Raw genomic sequence first — 22213 nt, forward strand, 5'->3', positions numbered from 1 at the left:
CGTGCCCGCCATCGCCGGCCCGTCACGTGCAAGAAGGCGTCTGGGCGTGATTTAGTCGGTGCCTGACTGTTCTGAATGAAAAAAAGCCCCGGCATCACTGCCGGGGCTTTTTTCATGCAGCCAGTGGATGGCTGCCTGGCTTACGCCTGGACCACTGGGATCTTGGCGTTAGCGGCCGCTTCGCGGAACTCGGCGATCTGGTCGAAGCTCAGGTAGCGGTAGACGTCGGCAGACATGCTGTCGATGTCCTTGGCGTACTGCATGTACTCTTCGACGGTCGGCAGCTTGCCGATGATCGAAGCCACCGCAGCCAGCTCGGCCGATGCCAGGTACACGTTGGTGGCATCGCCCAGGCGGTTCGGGAAGTTACGGGTCGAGGTCGACACCACGGTCGAACCGGTCTGCACCCGCGCCTGGTTACCCATGCACAGGGAGCAGCCTGGCATTTCCATCCGCGCACCGGCTTTGCCGTAGATGCCGTAGTAGCCTTCTTCGGTCAGCTGATGAGCATCCATCTTGGTCGGCGGAGCCAGCCACAGACGGGTCGGAATACCACCCTTGACCTTTTCCAGCAGCTTGCCAGCGGCGCGGAAGTGACCAATGTTGGTCATGCACGAACCGATGAACACTTCGTCGATCTTCTCACCCTGTACCGAGGACAGCAGGCGAGCATCGTCCGGGTCGTTCGGGGCGCAGAGCACAGGCTCCTTGACGTCGGCCAGGTCGATTTCGATGATTTCGGCGTATTCGGCATCGGCGTCGGCGGACAGCAGTTCTGGGTTGGCCAGCCAGGCTTCCATGGCCTGGGCGCGACGCTCCAGGGTGCGTGCATCGCCGTAGCCTTCGCCGATCATCCAGCGCAGCAGGGTGATGTTGGACTTGAGGTACTCGGCAATGGCTTTTTCCGGCAGCTTGATGGTGCAACCGGCGGCGGAGCGTTCAGCCGAAGCGTCCGAGAGCTCGAAGGCCTGCTCGACGGTCAGCTCGTCCAGGCCTTCGATTTCAAGGATGCGACCGGAGAAGGCGTTTTTCTTGCCCTTCTTCTCGACGGTCAGCAGGCCCTGCTGGATGGCGTAGTAAGGGATGGCATGCACCAGGTCACGCAGGGTGATACCAGGTTGCAGCTTGCCTTTGAAGCGCACCAGGATCGACTCTGGCATGTCCAGTGGCATCACGCCGGTGGCGGCCGCGAAGGCTACCAGGCCAGAGCCTGCAGGGAAAGAAATGCCGATCGGGAAGCGGGTGTGCGAGTCGCCACCGGTACCCACGGTATCGGGCATCAGCATGCGGTTCAGCCAGCTGTGGATGATGCCGTCCCCTGGGCGCAACGACACGCCGCCACGGGTGCGGATGAAGTCTGGCAGGGTGTGGTGGGTGGTAACGTCGATGGGCTTCGGATAGGCCGCGGTGTGGCAGAACGACTGCATCACGAGGTCAGCGGAGAAGCCCAGGCAGGCCAGGTCCTTGAGCTCGTCACGGGTCATGGGGCCAGTGGTGTCCTGGGAGCCCACGGTGGTCATCTTCGGCTCGCAATAGGCGCCTGGACGTACGCCTTGGCCTTCCGGCAGGCCACACGCGCGGCCGACCATCTTCTGCGCCAGGGTGAACCCTTTGCCGGTGTCGGCAGGCTGCTCTTGCTTCTTGAACAGGTCCGATGGGCCCTGGCCGAGCTCGGCACGGGCTTTTTCGGTCAGGCCACGGCCGACGATCAGTGGGATACGGCCACCAGCACGCACTTCGTCGAGCAGCACTTCGGTCTTGAGCGCGAACGTGGTGACCAGCTCATTGCTTTCGTGACGGCGTACTTCACCTTTGAACGGGTAGACGTCGATCACGTCGCCCATGGCCAGGTCGGTGCAATCGAATTCGATCGGCAGGGCGCCGGCGTCTTCCATGGTGTTGTAGAAGATCGGTGCAATCTTGGTGCCGAAGCAGAAACCGCCGGCACGCTTGTTGGGCACGTACGGGATATCGTCGCCGAAGAACCACAGCACCGAGTTGGTGGCGGATTTGCGCGAAGAACCGGTACCTACCACGTCACCTACGTAGGCGACTGGGAAACCCTTGGCCCTGACCGCTTCGATCTGAGCCAGCGGGCCTACTGAGCCCGGCTGCTGCGGCTCGATACCGTCGCGGGCCATTTTCAGCATGGCCAGGGCGTGCAGCGGGATGTCAGGGCGCGACCAGGCATCCGGGGCAGGGGACAGGTCGTCGGTGTTGGTTTCGCCAGGCACCTTGAACACGGTCAGGGTGTATTTGTCGGCGATAGCCGGGCGCGAGGTGAACCACTCGCCGGCAGCCCAGGATTCCAGCACGGCCTTGGCATGAGCATTGCCGGCCTTGGCTTTTTCAGCCACGTCGTGGAAGGCATCGAACATCAGCAGGGTGTGCTTGAGCTGCTCGGCCGCGACGGCGCCCAGCTCGGCGTCATCCAGCAGCGCGACCAGCGTCTCGATGTTGTAGCCGCCCTGCATGGTGCCCAGCAGTTCGGTGGCGTGCTTGCGATCGATCAGCGGCGAGGTGGCTTCGCCCTTGGCGACGGCCGAAAGGAAGGCAGCCTTGACATAGGCGGCCTCATCGACCCCAGGCGGTACGCGGTTGGTGAGCAGGTCTACGAGGAAGGCTTCTTCGCCGGCCGGCGGGTTTTTCAGCAACTCGACCAGGCCTGCAGTTTGTTCGGCGTTCAGCGGCTGGGGCACGATACCCAGAGCGGCGCGCTCTTCGATGTGTTTGCGGTAGGCTTCAAGCACAGTTATTTCCCTCATCAGTGGCCCCTTTAAGGGGTCCGGGACGCTCATCCAGCATTCCTTGCACCCATGCGCCGTCATGGCTTCTTGGGCCGCCTGGCCAGGGTCGCAAGGAATCCTTGCGGAAGCTGCTTTCAAAGTTTTACGCCTGCAGAACGAGCATCTGATGAGGGCTGGCTCGGGCCTGCGGGGATGCAGGCCCGGACCAACGTCGTTCTGCCGGATCAACTGTGCTCGTGACGCTTTGAAAACAGCTTCCAACGGACATTGTTGCCTTCGAAAAGGCCGGATGATTCTACGGTAAAAAACGCTGGAAGGTAAGGCGGCGATGATGACTTTAACGGGTGACCCTGGTTAGACAAAGGGCTAACATGGCCGCGTACTCCACCTTCAAGCCGTTGTATTTCATGTCCAACAAGTCCATCAAAACGCCCTGCGTCGGCCTGTGTTCCACGGTTTACGGAGACACGGTATGCCGAGGGTGCAAGCGCTTCCACCATGAGGTCATCCACTGGAATGGCTATGACGATGCGCAAAAACGCGCGGTCTGGTTACGCCTGGAGCAACTGCTGGTTCAGGTGATGATGGCCAAGCTCGAGGTGTTCGACAAAGGCTTGTTGCGCCAGCAACTGGAACAACGTGCCATACGGTATGTCGAGCAGCAGTCCGAGTACTGCTGGGCCTACCAGCTCATCGCCAGGGGCGCGCGCATGATTCGGGACCTGGAGGCCTACGGCATGGCATTGCTGCCCGAGTTCCGCGACTGGGAACTACCACAACTGCGCGATGCGATTGATCGTGAGTTCTTTTTGTTGTCAGAGGCGCATTACCAGCGCTACATCGCGCCATCGTTTCTCAAGAGCGCGTTGGAGTAGTCACCTTTCCCTCTATTTCACTGCCTGGCTGGCCACTAGCGTGGTGCTTCCGACGACTTAATGGAGCATCTCGATGGACAGCTATACTTTCAAGTCCGATCTGTGCTTTCACGCACGCTGCTGGTGGCAGATAGACGGGGCCCGCATTGCCGATGGAGCGTGGGACACGGCCCTGGAGCATCTGGCCCCGCTGTGGGTGCGTTTCGAAAGTGGTGACGGCGATGATGGCTGGATGCGGACAGAGCCTGAAGGCGCTCTGGAACCGTCACCCAGCCCGCCTTTCAGGGACGTCGGCATCTTGTGCCCTGTCCTGTGGTTTGGCGTCTACCAAATCCATGACCTGTTCAGTTACGAAATCAGGCCGGCCTACTACAAGTCCACCGTTGATCTGTGGCCAAGGCTCGAGTATGTCATGTCCAAGGACTTCGGCTTTATAGGCATGTCCGGTAGTCCCCAGGCAGCAGGTACCGAGAACGCGCCGCTTTGGAGCATCGAAGGACTCGATCCTAGACACCTGAAGGTCGGGCAACGTGAGAGCAATCTGCTGCTTTTTGACCCTGCCGGGGCAGCGGTCAGGCGTTACAAGCAGTTTGGCCGCCCCTATCTGGCCACCCACCAGGGGCGGCGGGGGGCGCTCAGTCTCGAGGTGGTCGGCCGCCCTGTACCTCCTCATCGCAGGCCGTTGGAATAACCTCACGGTCGGGGCGAGTTAGGTCAACACGTGTCGATCAATTCGACTGGCTTGATGTAGAACGCTTCCTTCTGCAACGCGCGGCCGGCGTTGCTTAGCGTTTGGCTTACATTCCGACTCAAGAGTGAGCCATCATGACCGACTACATTTATCACCCTGAATTCTCGTTTCTAGCCCGCTGCTGGTGGCAGTTGACCGAAGAGCTGATTCACCCGGATCAATGGTGGGACTGCCAGGACAAGCTCGCCCCTATGTGGCTTCACGTCGACGGAGCAAGTATCCACAACGATCATTGGTACAACTACTGGCGGGCCGAACCAGAGGGGCAAGGGCCACTGCGACTGTCGCCAGTGGACTATACCAGGGACGGTCACCAGTACGGCGAGCTGTTCTGGTTCGGTGCCTACATTGCTGCTTCAGGGGAGGATGGGGCGAGGCTGTGCTACGAGATTCGGCCTTATGACAGAGACTGGCGACCGCTGAACCGAATCCTTTACAACAATCCCACCTCATTGTCGGGCTATGTGGCGGTCAAACGCGCGAATGAGCCGAACGCTGGGCAGCCGCGGCTTGCCAATCCCAACCATCTATGGTCCGTGGAAGCAATGGACTACGCCGACATCAAGCGCGGTGCGCGACTGTGCAATCTGATTTTGAAAAATGCTCAAGGGCATCGCGTAAGGCGCTATCAAGAAGGCGGCGCATCGCTGATCAATACGGTCAGCGGCCAACCTGGCCGGATAGCGCTGGAGATCCTCGACTACGGGCATCAGGCCCGCGAGTGGGCGTGGGGTGCAGGCCAGGAAAGTGCTGGTGCCCGGTACACATTCCAGCCTCAATACAGTTTCATTGGACGTGCCTGGTGGCGGCCTGAAGGTGAATCAACAGAACAAGACTTGGTCACGGCAAGGTTCGATGAAGGCCGCGAATGGTCTCCCAGGGCCGGGTTAACCGTTGAGACTACCGGTTTCTTCAAGGATCGCTGGCACACCGGCGAATGGCGCATGGCATGCGACCGCTTCTGGTTTGCCGCCTACGGTGATGGACAGAGCCATGTCTACGAGCTGTGGCCGCTCGACAGTCACGGCAGGCGACTTGACTTTACCCTTAGAGAACAAAGCGGTTGGACGACAAGCCTGGCCAAGCGCTGGACCAGCATGCGAGCACTCCCAGACTTTCTCTGGAAGCTCGAGGGGCTCGATCCCACCACCCTGGAAGAAGGGACACCTGTCGACAATGTGCAGTTGCAGCACGTCAATAGCGGACCTGTGACGTTGCATTTGCCCCATCACCGTCGTCGGTTGATCGCGGGCAGCCAGGGGCAGCAGGGTTCGCTAATAATTCATGTGCTTGAGACGGCTGCCCGGTTCTGATCGGGTGACGCGTTGCCATACGCAGGTTCGCCGCGGTGCAACTGCGCGGCGGAACCAGGCTGGGCAAGGCGCCGTGGACGTAGGCGTCAGCGCTTGAAAACCTGCCTTTGGTCTTAGTCGCCGCTGTATTCGCAGCCACTGGTGCAAGTTTCGTGAATACGCACCTTGGACAACTCTGGCAGCAACGGTTTGACTTGATCCCAAATCCATTTGGCGATGACTTCGCTGGTGGGGTTTTCCAGGCCAGGAATGTCGTTAAGATAGTTATGATCGAGCTGCTCGTAAATGGGCTTGAACACGGCCTTGATCTCGGCGAAGTCGCGAATCCAGCCAGTGTGCGAGTCTAGCGGACCCTTCAAATGGAGGCCGACCTTGAACGAGTGCCCATGCAGACGCCCGCATTTATGGCCTTCGGGCACATGGGGAAGGCGGTGGGCGGATTCGAACGTAAATTCTTTAAAGATTTCCACGCAGTCAAACTCTGTCTGAATCAGTAATGCGCGCAGTTTACCAGCATGCCCCTCACAAGGCTTGCAGTCGTTCATGGAGCCGCCCGGTGGCGACCAACTCCAGAAACTCGTCGCCCAGGCGTTGGCTTTCATCGATGGCCTTGTACCAGTAGTGCTTGCGCGCCGGTGCATCGCCCATGAAGCGCTTGAAGTCGTTTCGGTCGGGCAGCTTCCCGTGGGGCAGGGTTGCCAGGTAGGCCGGCGAGGGTGCTAGCAGCAGTACGTTCTGCAGGCGCTTGGCATCGCCCTTGCGCCACGGCAGGGCCTTGTCGAACCAGCCAGGGACGACCTTGTCTGTGAAGTGCGGGTAAACCACCAGGTCATCGCCGCCGTAGGGCAGATCCAGGTGATAGTCCAGCAGCCCGCCATCGCGGTACATGCCGGTCCCGGCCCCTGGGATGTCCCGTACCCCCTCCATGACCATGGGGATCGATCCCGAGGCAAGCAGGGCATGGCGCAGGTTTGCCAGGTCCAGCGGCAGGCAGCGCGTCGGGAAATCCGTCAGGGCATCAAGCGGTGGCAGGCTGCGGCTGTCGTGCAGAATGACCCGCTCGAAATGTCGCGCCAGGCGAGATCTGCCCAACAGGTTACTGGCGATCACCGAACCAAGGCCCATACCCAGTCGGCCGCGATGATCGTGAGCGAGCTGGCCATGGCTTTTGACGACCAGGATATTCAACCGGTACGCCGGGCTCGCCAGCACCTGGCCGTCGCGACCCTGCAACAGCTCGTCGAGCATGCGCTGGCAACTGCGTGTTATCTGGGCTGAGGTAACGCCTTTTGCAAAATCCTGCTCGGTGTAGAGCACTCCCAGCCGCCGCAACCCGGCAACCGGGTCGTCAAGGCAGGCGCTTGCGAAGCGCCAGGCGCCAATCGATGCGCCAATCAGTGCGCGCTGGCGAGGGGCCGATGGCAGGAACTGACCGAACAGCGCCAGGTCCAGGCCCTGAATGCCCAGCGGCTTTGGCCCACCTGCTGCGCCCGGGAGCACGCCGACGTCGGCCGCCTGCAGCCCGCGCTCTCTAATTTGGCTCAAGGCGCGTTGGCCAGCCTTCAGGGTAAGGGCGGGGTACTTGACATGTATAGCGCTCATGGCGGACCTCTGCGGCGACGGGCTCCGCATTATAGAGTGATGCAGCCGTTCGAGACGTGCCCTGTTGACCTGCCGGCTACGCTATCATGCGGCCAGCTGTTTTCAGGTTGAGTTAAGGACTGCTGGTTAATGTTGATTGCGTAGACAACGTGTACAGCATTATGGAGAAACGAACGATGAAAACCTTGACTGCACTGTTCACCGCCGCTGCCCTGTCGCTGGGTGCCAATGCTGCATTCGCCAAGGATGTGCAGCCTGACGAAGTGGTCAAACTGGTCAACGCCAAGACCATCAAGTCCCTGGACGAACTCAAGGCGGCCGCCATTGCCAAGCACCCCGGTTCCACCGTCACGGACTCGGAACTTGAAGACGAATACGGCCGCTACGTGTACAAGGTCGAACTGCGCGATACCCAGAATGTGGAGTGGGACGTGGCTTTCGATGCCAAGACCGGTGAACTGCTGAAGGATGAGCGAGACAACTGATGAACCCACCACCACGGGCGGCGCGCTACCTGGCCCTCGCCCTGCTGGCAGCGTGCTCGCTGGCCGCTGCCCGTGACCTGGACCAGGATGAGGCACTGGCTTTGCGCCAGAAGGGCGTGATTCTACCGCTCGAACACTTGCTGGAAACGGCCATGGCTCGTCACCCAGGGGCGCGTTTGCTGGAGGCAGAGCTTGAAGAAGACGACGACCGCTATGAGTATGAGGTCGAGTTGCTGACGGTGGACGGCGTAGTACGGGAGGTCAAGCTCGATGCTGCCACCGGTGCCCTGCTCAAAGACGAGGAAGATGACTGAATGCGCCTGTTGCTTGTCGAGGATAATGTCCCGCTGGCCGACGAACTTACCACTGCGCTGCAGCGTCAGGGGTACGCCGTCGATTGGCTGGCCGATGGCCGAGATGCGGTCTACCAAGGCCAGTGCGAGCCTTATGACCTGATCATCCTGGACCTTGGTCTGCCAGGGTTGCCTGGCCTTGAAGTCCTGGCCCAGTGGCGTGCAGCCGGGCTGCTGACACCTGTGCTGGTTCTGACGGCGCGTGGCTCCTGGGCCGAGCGCATCGAAGGCCTGAAGGCCGGCGCCGACGATTACCTCAGCAAACCCTTTCACCCCGAAGAATTGCAGTTACGCATCCAGGCGCTGCTGCGCCGCGCGCGTGGCCTTGCCAACCAGCCAAAGCTCGAGGCTGCCGGCTTGCATCTGGACGAACGTCGTCAATGCGTAAGCCGCGAGGGCGTCGATATCCAGCTTACGGCCGCAGAATTTCGCCTGTTGCGCTACTTCATGCTGCACCCCCAGCAGATCCTGTCCAAAAGCCACCTGGCTGAGCACCTCTACGACGGCGAGACCGAGCGCGACTCCAACGTGCTCGAGGTTCATGTCAACCACTTGCGCCGCAAACTTGGCCGTACGGTGATCGAGACACGACGCGGCCAGGGCTACCTGTATGCCGGGAGCGCTGCGTGAAGTCGATCCAGGCGCGGCTCAGCCTGGGCCTGGTGGCCGTGCTGGTGGTAGCAGGAGTGGTACTGGCGCAACTGACACTGTGGCTGTTCGAAGCCGGGTTGCAACGTTACCTGGAAAACGGCCTGCGCAACGAAAGCGAGAACCTGTTGGTGGCGCTGGTGCGCGGGCCTGCGGGCATGCAGCTCGATGAGCAACGCATCTCGGCTGCCTATCAGCGGCCGTTTTCCGGCTATTACTTTCGCATCGACTTTGCCCAGGGCACGTGGCGTTCACGCTCCCTGTGGGACATGAATCTGCCCAAACCGTCGGCCCCTGGTCTGTCGGACCGGCACGAGCTTGGGCCAGAAGGGCAGGAGTTGCTGACGCTGCGTGCCGATTACCGGCGCCTGGGGCAGGACATATCCATCAGTGTCGCCCAAGATTACTCACCTGTGCGACAAGGCTTCCGGCGCCTTCAGCAAATTGGGCTGGGCATGGGGCTGGTCGCGCTGGCCCTGGTGCTAGTCCTTCAGCGCATGACCGTTACCCGCTCGCTGCGCCCGCTGGAGCGGGCGCGCCAGCAAATCGCCCAGTTGCAGCAGGGGCAACGCTCCCAGCTCGATGCCCAAGTGCCCAGTGAGCTGGTGCCGCTGGTTGGGCAGATCAACCATTTGCTCAGCCATACCGAAGACAGTCTGCGACGCTCGCGCAATGCACTGGGTAACCTGGGCCACGCCTTGAAAACACCCCTGGCGGTACTGCTTAGCCTGGCATCCAGCGAGCGCCTGCAGGGCTTGCCTGAGGTTCGCGCACAGATGCGTGAGCAGTTGCAGCAGATCGAGCAGCGCCTGGCCCGTGAGCTCAACCGCGCACGCCTGGCAGGCGATGCGTTGCCGGGTGCGCAATTTGCCTGTGATGACGAGTTGCCGGGGTTGCTGAGCACCTTGGGCATGATCCATGGCGAGGGCCTGCTGCTGAGCCACGCTGTGCCACCTGGCCTGCTGCTGCCCTGGGATCGCGAAGACATGCTGGAACTGCTGGGTAACCTGCTGGACAACGCCTGCAAATGGGCGGACAGCGAGGTGCACTTAGGCATCGCAGCCACCGAGGAACACTATCAGCTGTGGGTCGACGACGACGGCCCTGGTATCCCTCACCAGCAGCGTGTGCAAGTGCTTGAACGGGGTTCTCGGCTTGACGAGGAAGTCGATGGACACGGTCTGGGGTTGGGCATCGTGCGTGACATCGTCCAGGCTTGGGGCGGGAAACTGCAACTGCTTGAGAGTCCTATGGGTGGATTGCGTGTGGATATCCAGTTGCCGCGCCGGAGCCTGTGACCAGCGCGGCGTGACACAGGTCGGCCCCGTTGCCGCTGGCAAACGGCTGTACTGCAAAAAAAATGCACCACTGCCACATTTTTTTGAATTAGCCCAAATGGACGTCGCTCGGCAGAATCGCTGCATGTAGCCTTCACTGGCCGACGGGCCAAGGCCTACGTTTCCTCTTCCGTCCAGACCTACAGAACCCGAAACGACATGCCTGCCTCGCGTACCGAACGTCTTTTGCAGTGGTTATTACCGCCGTCCCTGAACATCCCCCCCACCCAATGGCTGCGTGCCGGTATCGGCGCATTGGTCGGCCTGTTTCTCGCAGGCTGGCTGACGAGCCTGGCGTATGGCCCGGATATCGCCTTGCACCTGCTCGGGCCGTTGGCGGCCTCCGCGGTGCTGGTGTTCGCCGTTCATTCAGGTCCCCTTGCACAGCCTTGGCCAGTGCTTGGCAGCTATACCCTGTCCGCGATCGTTGGCTTGGCAATGCGAGACGGTTTTGGTCCAGGGCTTTGGGTCGCCGCCGCTGCCCTGTGTCTGTCCATCCTGGTGATGTGCTTGCTGCGCTGCCTGCACCCACCCGGTGGGGGAGTGGCGGTCAGTGCGGTTCTGGCCGACCCAGGGCTGACCGCCTTGGGTGACCATCTGCTTGAGCCGGTGCTGCTCAACGCGCTGATTCTTGTTGCGGTGGCTACCCTCTATAACCGCTTGACCGGGGTGCGCTACCCGAAAGGCTCTGCACCGCGTAAGGATTTGCACCACACCCACGATCCGCTGCCCAGTGAGCGCGTCGGCATCCGCGGTGAGGACCTGGATCAGGCGCTGGAAGAGTTGGGCGAGTTCGTCGACGTTACCCGCGACGAGCTGGAGCGCATCATTCTCGCCACCGAGCAGCACGCGCTGCAGCGCAGTCTCGGTGGCATAACGGCGGCGTCGGTGATGTCCAAGGACGTGCAGTTCGTCAGCCCCGAGACCACCTTGCAGCAGGCCTGGAAGCTGCTCGACAGCCACCATGTCAAGACCCTGCCGGTGCTGCAGGACGGCGCCTTGGTGGGGATCGTCAGCCTGAGCGACCTGGTAGGCCCGGCCATGCAGCAGGCGCGTTTGAGCTGGCGGGGCCTGTTCGGGCGCAAGCCCGTGCGCATGGCGCAGGTGATGAGCCGCCGGGTCGTGAGTGTCAGCAGCCAGCACCCGCTGGAGCGCCTGTTGCCGCTGCTGTGCGAGCAGGGGCTGCACTGCCTGCCGGTGCTCGACGGTGACGTGTTGGTAGGGGTGGTCACCCAGACTGACCTGATCGCCGGGCTCAAGCGCCAGTTGCTCAGCAGCGCCAATGCCTCAGAGCGTCGGGTCCCAGCGTTGTGACCAGTCGCTGGCCTCGGCTGCGATAAGCCGGCGCAGGATGCCCAGGGCCTGTTGCAACGCTTCGCTGTCACGTTCGCGCGCGTAGACCAGAAAGGTGGGATAGGTGAATTCCGGCGCCTGTGGTACGCGCTCGAAGACGCCACTGTCCAGATAAGCCTGCACCACCCGCGTGCGAAAATAGCCGCTACCGCCCTTGTCGAGGATGAACTGCAAGGCAAGCGGCCCCAGGTTGAAACGCAGCGCCGCACGGGCGCAGTCGGGCAGGGCGGCGTCATGTTGCCGGCGGAAGGCCTCACCCCAGTCGATATAGATGTACGGCTCCGGCCGGTCGACCCGCCGGATTCGCACCAGCTTTTCTTCTATCAGCTGCTCGACCTGCAAGCCCGGCCCGTAGATCGGCTGGTACACCAGAGCGGCGTCCAGCACGCCCATCTCCACCTTGCGCAGCAATGATTCGCCGTCGCTCACTTCGCTGTGGATGCTCTGGCCAGGCAGCTCCTGATACAGCGCCGTGACCCAGTCAAGCATCATCGGGTTACCAAGGCTCACCTCGCCCCCAAGGTGCAGTACCTGCTGGTAGCCAGGCGGCAAGGGCAAGTCGCGTCGTGCCGCCTCCCAGGTCTGCACCAGTTGGTTGGCATACCCGACGAAGGCTTCACCGTGGCTGGTCAGGCGGGCGCCACTTCGGCTTCTTGTGAACAGGGTGCAGCCCAGTTGCTGCTCGAGGCGCTGCAACCTGGCGGTGACCGCTGTTTGGGATACGTACAGGCGCTCTGCAGCCGCCACTAGGCTGCCGCTGCGCACGACTTCCAGAAAAGTGCGGGCCTGATCGATGTCCATTGAGGTGCTCACCGTAAAAAACTGGTCGCTATTCTAGTGAGTTCGTCGCCGCATTGAACGACTTTTGCCTACGTTGCAAAAATGCAGGTCGGTTAGGCCATATCGCGCCTGGCGTCTGGGTGCAGGGCATCCATACTCAGCGTTCGCCCTTCAAGAACAACAACATCGGGTCAACTCACCATGAGCTATCAGCACAGTTACGCCCAATCCATTGCCGACCCCGCCGCCTTCTGGGCAGAGCAGGCGCGCTCGGTAGCTTGGTACCGCGAACCCACCATAGTCCTCGAGAACAATGCCGATGGCACTCACCAGTGGTTCCCTGGCGCAAGCTTGAACAGTTGCTACCTGGCTCTGGATCATCAGATCGAGCAGGGTCGGGGGGATCAGTTGGCGCTGATTTACGATTCCCCGGTGACCGGCACACAGCAGACATTCTCTTACCTTCAGCTTCGCGAAGAGGTCGCGCGGTTGGCCGGCTTGCTGCGCCAGCTGGGGGTGCAAAAAGGCGATGGCGTCATCATCTACATGCCGATGGTGCCCCAGGCCGCCATGGCCATGTTGGCCTGCGCGCGTATTGGTGCTGTTCACTCGGTGGTATTCGGCGGGTTTGCGGCCAATGAGCTGGCGTTGCGCATCGATGACGCGCGCCCGGTGTTGCTGCTGACCGCTTCCTGTGGGCTGGAGTTCGAGCGGGTCATCGAGTACAAGCCATTGGTTGATCGCGCCCTGGCGCTGGCCCGCCACCGCCCGCGCAACGTATTGCTCTGGCAGCGGCCCCAGGCGCAAGCGCCATTGCAGGCAGGGCGAGACCTGGATTGGGCTCAGGCTGTAGCCGATGCGCAGCCAGTGGCGCCTGTTGAACTGGATGCGGCAGACCCGCTGTACATCATGTACACCTCAGGTACCACCGGCAAACCTAAAGGCATCGTTCGCGAGAATGGCGGCAATGCCGTCGCGCTGCACTATGCCATGCGCACCGTCTACGGCATGCAGCCAGGCGATGTCTGGTGGGGCATCTCAGACGTGGGCTGGGTGGTGGGGCACTCCTTGATCGTGTACGGGCCGCTGATGTGCGGCTGCACGAGTGTATTTTACGAAGGCAAGCCCATCCGTACGCCGGATGCTTCTGCCTACTGGCGGGTGGTTGAGCAGTACAAGGTCAATGCGCTGTTCTGTGCGCCCACGGCCATGCGTGCCATCCGCAAGGAGGACCCTGACGCCGAACTGCTACGCAAGCATGACCTGAGTTCGTTGCGCCAGTTGTTCCTGGCAGGCGAAAAACTCGATTCCAGTACCCATCAATGGCTGGAGCGGGTAAGCGGCAAGCCGGTGCATGATCATTGGTGGCAGACCGAAACCGGCTGGCCGGTGACTGCGCCCTGCGTGGGGCTCGAGGGTAGCGCGGCAAGAGCAGGGTCGAGCAATCGCGCGGTGCCCGGGTACCATGTGCAGGTGCTCGATGACGACGGCCATCTGGTCGGGCCCAATCACCAAGGCGCGATCGTCATTGCACTGCCGTTGCCGCCAGGCTGCAGCCAGACGTTGTGGGGTGATCACCCGCGCTATGTCCAGGCTTACCTAAGCACATACCCCGGCCACTACCACACAGGTGACGGCGGCTATCTGGATGAGGACGGGTTCGTCTACATCATGGGTCGCACAGATGATGTGATCAATGTTTCCGGGCATCGTCTTTCCACGGGCGAGATGGAAGATCTGGTAGCGCGTCATCCTGCTGTCGCCGAGTGCGCGGTGATCGGCGTTCACGATGATATCAAAGGGCAGGTGCCACTCGCGTTGGTGGTGCTCAAGGACGGTGCTGGCATTGTGGAATCGCAGTTGCTCGTCGATCTTGTGGCCAGCGTACGGGAGGAGATTGGCGCATTGGCCTGCTTCAATCAGTTCCGGCTGGTCAAGCGTCTGCCCAAAACCCGGTCAGGAAAGATTCTGCGCGCGGTACTGCGCAAGATCGCCGATGGCCAAGCGTACACGCCTCCCTCTACAGTGGACGATCCGGCAGTCCTGCAAGAAATCGAAGCGGTGCTCTCGGGGCTTGCGAGGGCGAGCTAAGACGGCTGATCCGGCCCCGCTTAGCTTTCGGCGCCGGCGGGGCCCACTTGCTGTAGCTGGCCCAGGCGACTACGCGTGCGCATCAGGTCTGCAAGCGATCCCTCAAGGCTTTCTGCCAGCGGGCGCGAGCCAATGAGAGTCAGTTGTCGATCCTGGTCGTAGAGCACGTCGACCACGTTGACGAAACGCTGCTGGGCAGCAAGCGAGCATGTCCCCAGGTCGCCCAGCCCTTCGATGATCCAGTGCGAGTATTGCCGGGCCAGTGCCAGGTAATCGATCACGGCTGTGGGCTGCTCGCACAGGTCTTCGAAAGTGAACCTTATTTGTTCGCCCTCAGCGCCCTGTAGGCGTAGCGGACGATTATTGACCATGAGGGTATCGCCTTGGGCCGTCGGCATGTGCAGGGACTGGCGCTGCATGTCGGTACCGGGCCAGATGTAACGGCCCTGCGTGAAGCGTTGCAGCGCACGGTTGGCCGGCAGGCTGCGAAAGTCCGTTTCACCGCCGACTTCCTTGATGACCATGCAGTGGTTGATCAGGTCGATCACAGGCTGGAATCGCTGGTGGTAGAGCGGATTGGGCAACAGCCCTTCAGGTGCGTAGTTGCTGGTGAGCACCAGCAATGTGCCCCGTGCGAACAGGGCCTCGAATAACCGCGTCAACAGCATGGCATCCCCAATGTCATGCACATGAAATTCATCGAAACACAGGATGTCGTTCTGTCCGATCAATTCGTCGAGCGTGATGCCGATGGCGTCACCACTTGCCTGGTGGCGATGCACGCCCTGATGCAAGCGGGCGAAGAAATCATGGAAGTGCCAGCGCAGCTTGGCTGGGCTGGGCACCCACTGGTAGAAGCCATCGAGTAGCCAGCTTTTACCACGACCGACCGGGCCGTGCAGGTACACGCCCGTAGCGTGCCCCGCTCTGTGCTGTTCAACCTGCTGCGACATGCAGGTGATGGCCTGACGTTGACTCTCGCTGAGCGTAAAGCCGCATCGGCGGGCCTTGTCATCGAAAGCGGCAGCCAAGTCATTGCTGGGCGCTGCTGCACAGTGACTAAAGCGCTTGCCAAGGTGGCGCAGCGGGGCAGGTATCCAGGCGGGCAAAGGCTCGTTTCCTTGTAACAGACGGTAGCGAGAATCTTGCACTAGCCTTGGCTGTATGACCAATCGAGAAAGTGACCGTCAGTGATCACTTGCTGCGATAGGTCACCGCACCCGGGCACCTTATGCCTTGGGTTGCAGTTGACGCTCGATCATGTACTTCACGGTCAACCGGCGCTCCTTCAGACGACGAAGGTCTTCGTCCTCGAAATTGCCTGCCGAGATGGATTCGGCCGCCAGCACCTGGTTGTCGATGTCGACATATTCGTCGAGCAAGCGGTCCAGGGCTTTATCGGTCTGACGACGTTGTTGAACGATTTCACGAGGGTAGTGCAGGTCTTGATACAGATCGTGTGAAACAGGCATGGCATCCTCCATGGGCATGACGGTGGCGATAACCATTGGAATGAAGGTTTGCGATTGCGTTGACGAGAAGGGGCAGGAATGCGACGAACGGTAGTACCGCATTGTTGCTGACGACTAACTCGCTGTTTTTTGGTAATTTTTTTAACAGAGGGCTTCCCAAGCTCCAACATTGTTGATAAAGTGCCGCGCATTCCAAGACAACAACCCGTTGTCAGTGACTTGGAGTTGTCAGAGCAGCTTCAGCTGCATCCGATACAGGGGCGTCGCCAAGCGGTAAGGCAGCAGGTTTTGATCCTGCCATGCGTTGGTTCGAATCCAGCCGCCCCTGCCATTTTCTACATTTCTATTTTCAGTGCATGGGCTACCAGCGCTGAATTCGTCGTTTCTGAGATTCGCAATTTTCCGGCAGATTGCCTTTGATCGAGAGGCGCATCCTGCAAAGCGCCTCTTTTCAAAAGCCGTCAATGGCGGATCCTCAACCTATGCGTCAGCTCGCTGTACCCAGCATCTCGTTCAGTGCCCTGGCAAGTTCGTCAGCTTGTACCGGCTTTTGAATGACCAGGCTATCGGGCAAGTCCAGCCCTTGGAGCTCCGCATAACCCGTCAGGAACACCACGCGCAGGTTGGGGTAGCGCTCTCTCGCCGCCATGGCCAGCTGAGCACCATTGAACTCAGGCATGGCGAAGTCGGTGAGAAGCAGGTCGATATCATCGTCCAGCAGGGCCAGTGCCTGCTCCCCGCTGTGTGCCTGACGAACCTGATACCCATACTGACGCAGGACATCGCCTAGCATGTCGCGCACCAGATGGTCGTCATCCACCAGCAGCACATTACGGTTGTCGCCGCTCTCGGTGATGGTATGGGTCAAGGGCAGCGGTTCCGGTTCGCTCACGACCTGATCCTTCACCGCAGGCAAATAGACGGCCACTTCGGTGCCTCTACCCGGTGCGGTATCAATGCGCACGCCACCGCCCGACTGCTTGGCAAACCCGAAGACCTGCGCCAGGCCCAGGCCGGAGCCCTTGCCGATGTCCTTGGTGGTGAAGAACGGTTCGAAGACCTTGGCCAGTACCTCCTCGCTCATGCCGCACCCCGTGTCGCGGATGCTCATCATGACGTACTCGCCAGGGTCTGGGTCTTCCGGGCGGCGGGGCAAGTCATCGATGCGCGTGTTGCGTGTGGACAAGGTCAGCTGGCCGCCCTCGGGCATGGCGTCGCGGGCGTTGATCGCCAGGTTCAGGATGATCATCTCGGTCTGGGTCGGGTCCGTAAGCGCCTGCCAGAGTGATTTGTCCAGATCCAGGCGTACAGAGACATTACCGCCCAGGGTGCGGCGTAGCAGTTCTTCGAGTCCATCAAGCGTGCGGTTCAGGTTCAGCGGCACGGGTTCGAGCCGTTGGCGCCTGGAAAATGCCAGCAATTGCGAGGTCAGCTTGGCTCCTCGTTCACCCGCTTCCCTGATGTGAGTAAGCCTGGTTCGTGCCTTCTCGACATCGGCTTTCACCAGGTCGCGCTCCAGAAAGCTCGCCCCAGTCAGGATCACAGTCAGCAAGTTGTTGAAGTCATGGGCCACGCCCGCGGTAAGCTGGCCCACAGCCTCCAGACGCTGCATCTGTTGCAGGGCGGCCTCGATACGCTCACGCTCGCTGATCTGTTCGCGCAGGCGGGCATTGGCCTCGGCCAAACCCATTGCCGTTTCACGCTCACTGGTAATGTCCCGCGCGACCACATAGAGCAGGGTGTCTTCGGGTACCACGACCCACGACAGCCAACGCTGCTGGCCGCCTGCGTGCAGAATCCGGCCAACGAAACGCGCGCTGGTGCGCCCATGGGCCAGGGACGCCAGTTCGGTCAGCAGCAGTTCCTGATCCGCCTCTGGTAGCAGGTGCAACAGCGACGACTGGCTCAAACGTTCACGCGAAAGGCCCAGACTGGCTTCCCAGGCGGGGTTTAGCGCCACCGGCGTCAGGTCGTGGTTGAGCACGGCCAGCAGGTCCTGGGAGAGCTCCCAGGCACGGTCGCGCTCGCGGGTACGTCGCTCGACACGCTCGCCGAGCATTTCGTTGAGTTGGCGCAATGCCTGGGTGGCCACGCGCTGGGTGTGAATATCCTGAAGAACACCTGAAAAACGTACGCACTTGCCGTCGACGAACTGGCTCTGGCCACTGCTCAGCACCCACCGGGGCTCCTGGCCATCGGGCGGCACGATGCGAAACTCCGCGCGATAGTTGCCGCCACTTTCCGGGAGCATGGCCTGGTCGACAGCTTTGCGAACCATCTCTACGTCGTCTGGATAGATGCCAGCGTAGAACACCTCCAGGCTCATCTCGGTGTCCAGTGGCAGGCCGAACAATGCCTTGCAGCGTTCATCCCACGCCAGCAATCCCTCTTGGGGCCTCAAGTCCCAGGTCCCCATGCCCGCAGCGGTGATAGCAATGCGCGCGCGTGCTTCCACCTCCGCCAAGGCCTCTTCGGCGCGGCGTCTGCGCTGGCGCTCCTGCACCTCGGTGAGCGCACGGCGCACCGCTTTGGGCAACAACGGCAGGTTTTTCTTGAGCACGTAATCGGTGGCGCCCAGGCGGATCATCTCTACCGCATGCTCCTCGCCGTAGATACCAGAGAGGAAAATGAAGGGCACATCAGGGGCCAGGCGCTGGGCGATCGAGAGCACTTCGGTGCCGGATGAACCAGGCAGTACGCAATCACACAGGATCAGGTCATAGCGCCCTTCGCGAAGGGCATGCTCGACGCCGTTGTGATCGAAGACCAGGTGAGACTGGATGCGCAAACCGCTGCGCTCAAGGCGCATCAGGGTGAGCTCGGCGTCCATCGAGCTGTCTTCGACCATCAGTATATTCAGCGGGTTAGACTGCATCGTGGTGCAGGCCTCAGTTGCCGCGACGGTTCAGGCGCAACGAGCCGGGTGGAGGCTCGTTGAGTACCGCCCAGAAGATGCCCAGGTCGGAAATGGCGGCAACGAATTCCTTGAACTCGACGGGTTTGACCACATAAGCGTTGACGCCCAGTTCGTAGGCGCGCAGCAGGTCGGGTTCTTCGCGGGACGAGGTCAGCATCACGGTCGGAATACTGCGCAGCTCCGGGGACGCACGCAGCGCCTTCAGTACCTCCAGCCCATCGACTTTCGGCAGCTTGAGGTCGAGCAAAATCACGGCAGGGTTGCCGTCGTCGCGGTCGGCGTAGGCCTCGCGGCGCAACAGGTAATCCAGGGCATCTGCGCCGTCGCGCAGCACGATGACTTCGTTGGCCAACTGGCTGCGCTCCAAGGCCAGGAGCGTCAGCTCCAGGTCCCGAGGGTTATCCTCGACCAGCAAGATGGGTTTGAGCATGATAGGTGCGGTACCTCAGTGTGTCGCGGATGGGCGCGGTAAAGTGAAATGAAAACTGGCGCCTTTGTCGATCTGGCCTTCGGCCCAGACACGGCCATCGTGCCTTTCAATAATGCGGCGAACACTGGCAAGGCCAATGCCCGTGCCTTCGAAATCCTCCATGCGATGCAAGCGCTGGAAGACGCCGAACAGCTTGCTGGCATAGGCCATGTCGAAGCCCACGCCATTGTCCCGGACACAGACCTCGGTCTCGGTTGGGTGCTGCACTGCTGTGATCTCGATGCGGGCAGGTGTCCGTCCACGGGTGTATTTGATGGCATTTGCCACCAGGTTGTTCAATGCCAGGTTGATAAATGCCGGGTCGCCATAGGCCCGGGGCAGTGGCGCGATGTCCCAGATGATCTCACGCCCGGCGTAGTCGGGTGCCAGTTCAGCGCGAATGGCTTCGACCAGAGCGTTGAGGTCCACTTCCGACATGCGCAGGGCAGAGCGGCCCATGTGCGAGAAATGTAGCAAATTGTCGACCAGGTTGCCGGCAAAATGCGCCGCTTCCCCGATATGTTGCAAGAATCTTTTGCCCCGTTCACTCAAACCGGCGCCTTCCATTTCGCCGAGCAACTCCGTGTAGCCCGCAATATGGCGCAGGGGCGCACGCAGGTCGTGGGAAACACTGTACGAGAATGCCTCGAGCTCCTTGTTGGAGCGGCGCAATTCGTTGGCCATCTGCGCCAGCTCCTCGGCCTTGCGCAGCACGATACCCAAGACTGCAGTGCGCAACTCCATTACGCCCTCGATGACCAGAGGGTCCCACGGTGCACAGTAGCCATGCAGCTGCTCTTGCCAGCGTTCGAAACTATGGCGAGGCGCGAGGTTGCCCAGTGGTGCGACTTCCTTGGTAGGCTGCCCGGCCCATTGGACGCTGCGCACCTGTTCGGGGCGGAACCACAGCAGGTAGTGCGAGTGGATTTTAGAGATGGCCACTGCCAGTACGCCGCCGACATGCTCGGCCAATTCGGGCAGCTCGCTGACGTCACGGCGTACATTATCCGTCTGGAAAACATCTTCACCTTGGCGGGCCAGCCAATGGACCAGCGCATTGACCTGTGCCTCTGGCGGGGTAATTCCGACCAGCTCGCAATGCTCGGCAGAAATGATCGCAGCGCCTTGAGCACCTGCAAACGCCAGGAGCACATCGGGCAACGTACGCAGGCCTTCGCTGACACTGTCGTGGTCGGCCATGGAAGAAATCATCCGCACGATGTACCGCCGCAACTCCAGTAACTGGTGAGTGCTGGCATGGGCTTCACGGGATTCGATCTGCAGGGACAGGACGCTGGCCAGCAGTTCACAAGCGGTACGTGTGCGCAGGGCCACCGATCGCGGTTGTGCGTGATGGCACGAAATGAGTCCCCACAGTTTGCCATCCACCACGATGGACAATGACATCGATGCCAGCGTATCCATGTTGCGCATGTATTGCAGGTGCACGGGCGATACGCTACGCAAGCTCGTGAAGCTCATGTCCAGCGGTTTGCCGGTGGTTGGGTTGAGTGGCGGTATCAAGGGAGACGGCTGATAGTTGGCATCTTCGATGACGCGGATGCGGTTGACCCGATAGAGCTCACGCGCCTGGCGCGGTATGTCCGAGGCAGGGAAGCACAGGCCCAGGAAACTTGGATAACCTGCGTCGGCAACCTCGGCCAGTACCTGGCCATTGCCCTCGGCATCGAAGCGATAGGCCTTGACCCGTCCGAAGCCGGTCACGCGCTTGAGCTGAATCACGGTCTGCTGCAACAACTCTTCCAGGCTGCCCGCCAGGTGCAGGCTGCTGACGAAGCTGCGCACCAATGGGTAGTAATCACCTTGGGCCGTCAGGTCCTCGGGCACTCTGTGCGGCTCGAACTCGACGATTAGCACTTGATCGTGCCGGTGTGCCAGCAGGTGGAGCTCCTCCCGGCAAGGTGCCGTGTCGTGCAAGCGCACATCACCGATATGAAAAGGAAAGACCTCGTCCTCCGGCAGCCTCGCCAAGTGCTGGCGCAGGTCAAAGCCGGCCTGGACGATTTCGCCGAAGTTGCAACCGAGCACCGATTCGGCGGGCGTTCCCAGCCACTGCACGATGTTTTCACTCGCCTGTAGGACCTGCAGATGCTCGGGGTCGAGCACCAGAACAAAACCGTGAGGCTGAACGCTACCCGGCACTTGAATGGGCTCCTGAGCGCAGCGTTCGATCGCCTGTGCAAGTGTTCGGTCGGTGGTCATCGAAGAAAACGCTCCTGTCATTTGGGACCCTGCATGCCGCAAGAGTCTGGGGCAGGATAATGGTGATACACCCTATCAGAATATCGCCTCGCCTGCCGTGCTTTGGCCGTTTAACCCACTTTGCATGAAGGCTGCTTCGCGCTGTCCAGGTCTTGCCATGGCCGTTACTGCTTTTTTGCTAATACCAAAAAACAGGCGTGTCGGCCGGTTCGAAGGTGAGCCCGCTGCTAGGCTTGAAACGAGTGTTGAATGGCAGGGACGCTAACGTGAACAATCGCTTGTTTGCCGCGCTTGTGGGCCTGCTGCCAGTCGGCAGTGCCGTGGCGGCAGATTTTCTGGTCGAAGTGAGGGTGTTGGTGGAGCGCGGCTGTATGCTCGTCAACCCTGCCCGGGAGGCGGGAGCACAGGCACTCGGGCGCATCGACTTTGGCGCAGTGTCACGACTGGACGGCCCGCAAGCACCTCGAAGTGAAACGCTGTTGGGGCCTTCAGTGCCGCGGCTTGAGTGCAACCCGGACACGCCCTATCAGGTACGCGTGGACGCTGGCCAGCATGGAGGGAGCGGGGCGGTGCGGTTCCTGGCCATGTCAGGCTCCAGCGCCAGGCCCATTCCCTACCGGTTATTTCGTGATGCGGCCGGGCGGCAGCCGATGTTGGTCGATGAGCCGCAATCACCACGGGTGCCTGGCAGCGGCTGGGTCGACCTGCCGTTGTACGCGAGGCTGGACAAGCTGGCCTGGGCCCCTGAAGCAGGGCGGTATGCCGACATGCTCAAAGTGACGGTCACCTGGTAGGTC

19 protein-coding genes and 1 tRNA gene are annotated in these 22213 nt (G+C 61.1%); 11 read left to right on the forward strand and 9 right to left on the reverse strand.

The genetic code is table 11. The annotated features are described in order from the left end of the window. Positions 1-140 precede the first annotated feature (140 nt). Positions 141-2750, reverse strand: coding sequence for a bifunctional aconitate hydratase 2/2-methylisocitrate dehydratase (gene acnB / locus ACK59L_RS01205; RefSeq protein ID WP_058603818.1), 2610 nt, complete (start codon positions 2748-2750; stop codon positions 141-143). A 404-nt stretch (positions 2751-3154) separates the two neighbouring features. Here acnB and ACK59L_RS01210 point away from each other — a divergent pair, with 404 nt between their 5' ends. The 3 genes from ACK59L_RS01210 (at position 3155) to ACK59L_RS01220 (ending at position 5686) form a co-directional block, all read left to right on the forward strand. Next, positions 3155-3622, forward strand: coding sequence for a DUF1289 domain-containing protein (locus ACK59L_RS01210; RefSeq protein WP_409271534.1), 468 nt, complete (start codon positions 3155-3157; stop codon positions 3620-3622). A 73-nt stretch (positions 3623-3695) separates the two neighbouring features. Then, positions 3696-4313 carry a hypothetical protein gene (locus ACK59L_RS01215; protein WP_409271356.1) on the forward strand — a complete coding sequence of 206 codons (618 nt, stop codon included), beginning with the start codon at positions 3696-3698 and terminating at the stop codon, positions 4311-4313. A gap of 134 nt (positions 4314-4447) precedes the next feature. Beyond that, a complete protein-coding gene (locus tag ACK59L_RS01220; protein ID WP_409271358.1) occupies positions 4448-5686 on the forward strand; it encodes a hypothetical protein in 1239 nt (412 codons plus the stop codon). Positions 5687-5799: 113 nt separating this feature from the next. Here the strand turns inward: ACK59L_RS01220 and queD are convergent, their stop codons facing one another. After that, a complete protein-coding gene (queD, locus tag ACK59L_RS01225; RefSeq protein WP_196135032.1) occupies positions 5800-6156 on the reverse strand; it encodes a 6-carboxytetrahydropterin synthase QueD in 357 nt (118 codons plus the stop codon). Between the two features lie 52 nt (positions 6157-6208). Next, positions 6209-7288, reverse strand: a complete 1080-nt coding sequence (locus ACK59L_RS01230) for a patatin-like phospholipase family protein (protein ID WP_196134904.1) — start codon at positions 7286-7288, stop codon at positions 6209-6211. Between the two features lie 176 nt (positions 7289-7464). On the opposite strand from ACK59L_RS01230, the gene ACK59L_RS01235 reads away from it, so the two are divergent. The 5 genes from ACK59L_RS01235 (at position 7465) to ACK59L_RS01255 (ending at position 11425) form a co-directional block, all read left to right on the forward strand. Next, positions 7465-7773, forward strand: coding sequence for a PepSY domain-containing protein (locus ACK59L_RS01235; protein WP_409271360.1), 309 nt, complete (start codon positions 7465-7467; stop codon positions 7771-7773). After that, entirely contained in the window at positions 7773-8087 is a 315-nt protein-coding gene (locus ACK59L_RS01240) for a PepSY domain-containing protein (RefSeq protein ID WP_058603824.1), read from the forward strand. Before ACK59L_RS01235 ends, ACK59L_RS01240 begins: the two co-directional genes overlap by 1 nt. Then, positions 8088-8756, forward strand: coding sequence for a response regulator transcription factor (locus ACK59L_RS01245; RefSeq protein WP_197843972.1), 669 nt, complete (start codon positions 8088-8090; stop codon positions 8754-8756). Further along, a complete protein-coding gene (locus ACK59L_RS01250) occupies positions 8753-10072 on the forward strand; it encodes a sensor histidine kinase (protein ID WP_409271363.1) in 1320 nt (439 codons plus the stop codon). Before ACK59L_RS01245 ends, ACK59L_RS01250 begins: the two co-directional genes overlap by 4 nt. Positions 10073-10270: 198 nt before the next feature. Continuing rightward, positions 10271-11425, forward strand: coding sequence for an HPP family protein (locus ACK59L_RS01255; RefSeq protein WP_409271365.1), 1155 nt, complete (start codon positions 10271-10273; stop codon positions 11423-11425). Here ACK59L_RS01255 and ACK59L_RS01260 read toward each other — a convergent pair. Next, the gene (locus tag ACK59L_RS01260; protein WP_409271367.1) at positions 11399-12265 is read right to left on the reverse strand and encodes a LysR family transcriptional regulator; all 867 of its coding nucleotides are present in this window, start codon (positions 12263-12265) and stop codon (positions 11399-11401) included. The genes ACK59L_RS01255 and ACK59L_RS01260 overlap by 27 nt on opposite strands. A 180-nt stretch (positions 12266-12445) precedes the next feature. Here ACK59L_RS01260 and ACK59L_RS01265 point away from each other — a divergent pair, with 180 nt between their 5' ends. Next, the gene (locus ACK59L_RS01265; RefSeq protein WP_409271369.1) at positions 12446-14335 is read left to right on the forward strand and encodes a propionyl-CoA synthetase; all 1890 of its coding nucleotides are present in this window, start codon (positions 12446-12448) and stop codon (positions 14333-14335) included. A 20-nt stretch (positions 14336-14355) separates the two neighbouring features. Here the strand turns inward: ACK59L_RS01265 and zapE are convergent, their stop codons facing one another. Both zapE and ACK59L_RS01275 read right to left on the reverse strand, forming a co-directional pair. Continuing rightward, entirely contained in the window at positions 14356-15444 is a 1089-nt protein-coding gene (zapE, locus tag ACK59L_RS01270) for a cell division protein ZapE (RefSeq protein WP_409271371.1), read from the reverse strand. Between the two features lie 120 nt (positions 15445-15564). After that, positions 15565-15807, reverse strand: a complete 243-nt coding sequence (locus tag ACK59L_RS01275; protein ID WP_058637376.1) for a DUF465 domain-containing protein — start codon at positions 15805-15807, stop codon at positions 15565-15567. 256 nt (positions 15808-16063) lie between these two features. On the opposite strand from ACK59L_RS01275, the gene ACK59L_RS01280 reads away from it, so the two are divergent. After that, a tRNA-Gln gene (locus tag ACK59L_RS01280) sits at positions 16064-16138 on the forward strand. A gap of 156 nt (positions 16139-16294) precedes the next feature. On the opposite strand, the gene ACK59L_RS01285 is transcribed toward ACK59L_RS01280, so the two are convergent. The 3 genes from ACK59L_RS01285 to ACK59L_RS01295 are packed head-to-tail and all read right to left on the reverse strand — an operon-like array spanning position 16295 to position 21416. Then, positions 16295-18682, reverse strand: a complete 2388-nt coding sequence (locus tag ACK59L_RS01285; RefSeq protein WP_409271373.1) for a response regulator — start codon at positions 18680-18682, stop codon at positions 16295-16297. Positions 18683-18695: 13 nt separating this feature from the next. Beyond that, the gene (locus ACK59L_RS01290) at positions 18696-19154 is read right to left on the reverse strand and encodes a response regulator (protein WP_027914629.1); all 459 of its coding nucleotides are present in this window, start codon (positions 19152-19154) and stop codon (positions 18696-18698) included. Between the two features lie 15 nt (positions 19155-19169). Further along, positions 19170-21416 carry an ATP-binding protein gene (locus ACK59L_RS01295; RefSeq protein WP_409271376.1) on the reverse strand — a complete coding sequence of 749 codons (2247 nt, stop codon included), beginning with the start codon at positions 21414-21416 and terminating at the stop codon, positions 19170-19172. A 266-nt stretch (positions 21417-21682) separates the two neighbouring features. Here ACK59L_RS01295 and ACK59L_RS01300 point away from each other — a divergent pair, with 266 nt between their 5' ends. Beyond that, entirely contained in the window at positions 21683-22210 is a 528-nt protein-coding gene (locus ACK59L_RS01300) for a spore coat U domain-containing protein (RefSeq protein ID WP_409271378.1), read from the forward strand. Positions 22211-22213 lie beyond the last annotated feature (3 nt).

The sequence above is a fragment of the Pseudomonas sp. KCJK9111 genome (genome assembly GCF_046231935.1).
Taxonomy (GTDB): domain Bacteria; phylum Pseudomonadota; class Gammaproteobacteria; order Pseudomonadales; family Pseudomonadaceae; genus Aquipseudomonas; species Aquipseudomonas parafulva_B.